Annotated in this window: 5 protein-coding genes and 1 pseudogene; 1 reads left to right on the top strand and 5 read right to left on the bottom strand. The window is 67.7% G+C overall.

Annotation, left to right across the window (positions count from 1 at the left end):
- A partial coding sequence (locus E5679_RS20670) for a Gfo/Idh/MocA family protein (protein ID WP_138419424.1) occupies positions 1-560 on the bottom strand: 560 nt, incomplete at its 3' end.
- Between the two features lie 207 nt (positions 561-767).
- Here E5679_RS20670 and E5679_RS20665 point away from each other — a divergent pair.
- Positions 768-1,814: a LacI family DNA-binding transcriptional regulator gene (locus E5679_RS20665; protein WP_138419422.1), complete on the top strand. Its 1,047-nt coding sequence runs from the start codon at positions 768-770 to the stop codon at positions 1,812-1,814.
- A 3-nt stretch (positions 1,815-1,817) separates the two neighbouring features.
- Here the strand turns inward: E5679_RS20665 and E5679_RS20660 are convergent, their stop codons facing one another.
- From E5679_RS20660 to E5679_RS20645, 4 genes and pseudogenes are all read right to left on the bottom strand, one after another.
- Entirely contained in the window at positions 1,818-2,561 is a 744-nt protein-coding gene (locus tag E5679_RS20660) for a GolD/DthD family dehydrogenase (RefSeq protein ID WP_249336272.1), read from the bottom strand.
- A 19-nt stretch (positions 2,562-2,580) separates the two neighbouring features.
- Positions 2,581-3,549 (bottom strand): aldose 1-epimerase family protein, encoded by a 969-nt coding sequence (locus E5679_RS20655; protein ID WP_249336271.1) that lies wholly within the window; start codon positions 3,547-3,549, stop codon positions 2,581-2,583.
- Positions 3,550-3,560: 11 nt separating this feature from the next.
- A complete protein-coding gene (locus tag E5679_RS20650) occupies positions 3,561-3,770 on the bottom strand; it encodes a hypothetical protein (protein WP_138419418.1) in 210 nt (69 codons plus the stop codon).
- A gap of 43 nt (positions 3,771-3,813) precedes the next feature.
- Positions 3,814-3,938: pseudogene (locus E5679_RS20645) on the bottom strand (xylose isomerase); the annotation flags it as partial.

The following is a 3,938-nucleotide window of genomic DNA, read 5'->3' as shown; positions in this document are numbered from 1 at the left end:
GACTTCGACTTGTCCAGCCGCCAGGTCAGCGGCGCGTTCTCGTCGGTGAGCCAGTCCTGCAGGTACTGCGCCCGCACGTGCCGGATCTGCCCCAGCGCCCCGGAATCCACGAGCCGCTTCGCGAGCGAGAGCGCCGGGGTGCGCCGGTAGGAGAACCCGCACATGGAGAACACCCCGCGCGCCGCCGCGGCATCCGCCACCGCAGTCATCCGCTCGGCCTCGGCCACCGAGTTCGCCAGCGGCTTCTCGCAGAGCACATGCTTGCCGGCCTCCAGCGCCGCGATCGCGATCTCGGCGTGAGTGTCGCCCGGGGTGCAGATGTCGATCAGGTCGATGTCGTCGCGTTCGATGAGCCTGCGCCAGTCCGTCTCCGTCGACTCCCAGCCGAGCTTGGCGGCGGCCGCGGCCACACGCTCCGGGTCCCGGCCCGCGATCGCAGTCAGCCGCGGCGCGAGGGGAAGGTCGAAGAAGCGCGGCGCCGTCCGCCACGCCTGCGAGTGCGCCGCGCCCATGAAGGCGTACCCGACCATGCCCACCCGCAGGGGCTTCCTCTCAGTCATGCCTAAGTCCTTTCGCGATTGCTTCTTGAAGCTGCTTTCGAAATATTTCGAGAATTTCTCGGGCTCGGAGCAAACCTAGAGCGTGATCGTCGTCACGGTCAAGGGCCTAACGGGAAATCCCTTCCGCCAGCAGACACGGTTCTTGACCGGCCATGGCAAGGGGCTGCACACTTGGGTTAGCGAAAATAATGCGAAAGTCAGGAGCGTATGAGCGTCACCGCCGCCGGCAGGAAGCCGACACTTGCCGCCATCGCCCGAATGACCGGCGTTTCCACCCCCACCGTCTCGAAGGTGGTCAACGGACGCTCTGACGTCGCCGCCGAAACCCGCGCCAAGGTTCTCGCCGCCCTCGAGGAAGCGGGGTACGAATCGCCGACGCAGCGTCGGGCAACCAGCACCCCGAGCCTCGTCGATGTGGCCTTCGACGCCATCGATTCGGACTATGCCTCAACCGTCCTCAATGGGATCCTCGACTACGCGGCAGCCGTCGACGTCGAAGTCGTCCTCAGCGTCACCGGCAGCCACGGCGGCGGAAAGGACGGCGGGGGAAAGGACGACCTCGGGCGCAAGGCCCAGCGGATGGCCGACGAGGACCGGGCCGGAATCATCCTCGTCACCTCTGCCTTCACCGAATCGCACCTCGCCGCCTTCCGGCGTCGCCGAATCCCCGTGGTCGTCATCGACCCGCTCAACCCGCCGCCCCCGGACGTGACCAGCATCGGCGCGACGAACTGGGCCGGTGGACGTGCAGCGGCCGAGCATCTCCTCGAGCTCGGGCATCGCCGAATCGCCTACCTCGGTGGCCCCGAAACCGCCGAGTGCAATCAGGCGAGGCTGCACGGCTACATGTCCGCGCTCATGTCGCGCGGGGTCGACGTCGACCCGAACCTCGTGGTCCACGGCAAGTTCCGCGTGGAGCACGGGATCACTGGCCTGGCCGCGCTGCTGTCACGGTCTGAGCGCCCGACGGCCATCTTCGCCGGCAATGATGCGATTGCCGTCGGCGTCCTTCGGGAGGCCCGTCGACGCGGCATTCACGTTCCCGAAGAACTCAGCCTGGTCGGATTCGACGGAACGGCCCTTGCCGAGGACTCGGTCCCCGCGCTGACTTCCGTGACCCAGCCGCTGCGGGATATGGGACGTACGGCCCTGCGAACCCTGCTTCGGCAGGCACGCGGGGAGAAACTCGACTCCCACCGCGTGGAGCTCGCAACTCAGCTCGTCGTGCGGGAATCGTCGGTTTCGCCGGCCTGAAGCTCAGACGCTGGTGAAGCCGCCGTCGATCAGGACGTTCTGTCCCGTGATCATGGCGGCCGCGTCGCTGGCGAGGAAGGCGATGAGCTCGGCGACCTCGTCCGGCTGGGCGAAGCGCCCGACCGGGATCTGCGCCTTGGCCCTCTCGCCCTTCTCGCCGGCCCACGCCGCCTTCCCCAGGGGTGTTTCGACGACGGTCGGCGACACGGCGTTGACCGTGATGCCCCGCGGCGCCCACTCGAGCGAGAGGACGCGCGTGAGACCGACGATGGCTGCCTTGCTGGCACAGTAGGCGGCATGCTGGTCGAGTCCGACGACGGCGGCCTGGGACGCGAGATTGATGATGCGGCCATAGCCCGCTTCGAGCATGATGCGCCCGGCGGCTTGGGCCATGAAGAAGCTTGCGCTGAGGTTGACGTCGAGCGTCGCCTTCCAGCGCTCGGCAGGAACGTCGGTCGCGGGATCGAGCAAGGCAATCCCGGCGGAATTCACGAGGATGTGAGGCGTCCCCGCCGTGTCCACGACTTCCTCGAAGACCTCAGCCGCTGCCGTCGGGGCCGTCAGATCCTTGACGATCCCGTGGTGGCCCGAGCCGGGGAGATCCGCCATGAGCCCAGTCACGGAGTCGGCGAGATCGACACCGATCACCCGAGCGCCTCGCTCAGCGAAATGCTGCGCCACCGTGTACCCGATGCCACTGGCCGCTCCCGTGACGACCGCTGTCCTGCCTCTGAACGAGGGTTCCATAGCTCCTACACTTTCGTCTTCAGTCGCTGATGCCATAGATCCGCCAGCGGACCGCGTGCGAAGCGGCGGGTTCGAGACGGATCACGTCCACGCCGCTGTTGAAGGCATCCGGCGGGCAGGTCATGGGTTCGACGGCGAGGCCGAGGCGGCTGGGCATGGGCGCTTGCTTGTCGGCAGTGTGGACCTGCAGCCAAGGGCACTTTCGATCCCAGGCCATCCCGACGCCTGTGCCGTGCGCACGGTCTCGCGCGACGACGCGGGCGATGCCGGAGTCGCTGAACTGGATGGAGGTGAAGGCGTGGTCGATCTCGGTGACACCGATGGGCCGCGGATGCCGGAAGTCGAAGGGGTGCGACTCGACGTCCCGCTCCCCCACGGGCAGGAGACGGTCGGGAGTCACCTCGAGAAAGCGATCGGCTGGGATTTCGAGCTCCCACTCGTCGAGCGGCGAATCTCCGGCGACAAGGTAGGGGTGCGGGCACACTCCGTAGGGAGCGGGGCTCTGGCCCCTGTTCCGCGCACGCACTTCCCACGAGAGCCCGCCCTCGCCGCCGTTGCCCCCGGCGTCGAGGGCGTACGTCGCCTCGAGCTGGAGTGGGAACGGGTAGCCCTCGCTTGGCTCGAGGTCGAGCGCCAACCTGATCCCGCGTTCATCCAGGCCGGAGACCGCCCAAGCGCGGTTGAAGACCAGCCCGTGCAGCGCACACCTGCGCTCCGGCTCGTTGATGGGGACGTGGAAGTAGTGCCCGTTGAATCTGTAGAAGCCGTCGGCAATGCGGTTCGGCCACGGCGCCGCGACGATGCCGCGGTAGTCAGGGATCGACTGCCCCGGAGCGGTGGGGACGATCAGATCCCGACCGCGGTACGTGAGCCGCCGCAGCGCCGCACCGTGAACAGTGATGAGAGCGGTGTACTCCCCCGCCCGGATCTCGTACTCCCCGGACACGCGATCGCGCCCGGCTTCGGTGAGGCCGCTGACCGAAGTCATCGTCAGTCCTTTCAAAGGAACGGGGGATAGAGCCGATAGACCTCGTACGAGCCAAGGTCGATGAGGCGGCGCTGCCCGATGCTGTCGACAGCCCAGAAGAGCTCATGCTCGACCTGCGTCTCGGTCACGCATCCCACGAATTGAAGCACGGCGCCGACCTGCGCCTGGATCATGTCCCCAGGGACGAGCCCAGCGCAGGACAGCACCCGCTCCCTTTCCATCGCGTTTCCCCTCAGCGCCCCGCGAGCTCCACCGTCGCCCGGGTCAGCGTGCGCCGGTGAGGTGTTCGAGGGCGAGCTGGTTGAGGCGGATGAAGGCGTAGGAGCGCTCGGCGGCCTTCTCGGCATCGAAGGCCTCGAACGCGGACGCGTCCGCGAGCAGGTCAGCCG

Origin of the sequence: Sinomonas gamaensis (assembly GCF_005876955.1) — a bacterium.
Classification (GTDB): Bacteria; Actinomycetota; Actinomycetes; order Actinomycetales; family Micrococcaceae; genus Sinomonas; species Sinomonas gamaensis.
The sequence above is the reverse complement of the archived record's forward strand: the minus strand, read 5'-3'. Positions and strand labels throughout refer to the sequence as shown.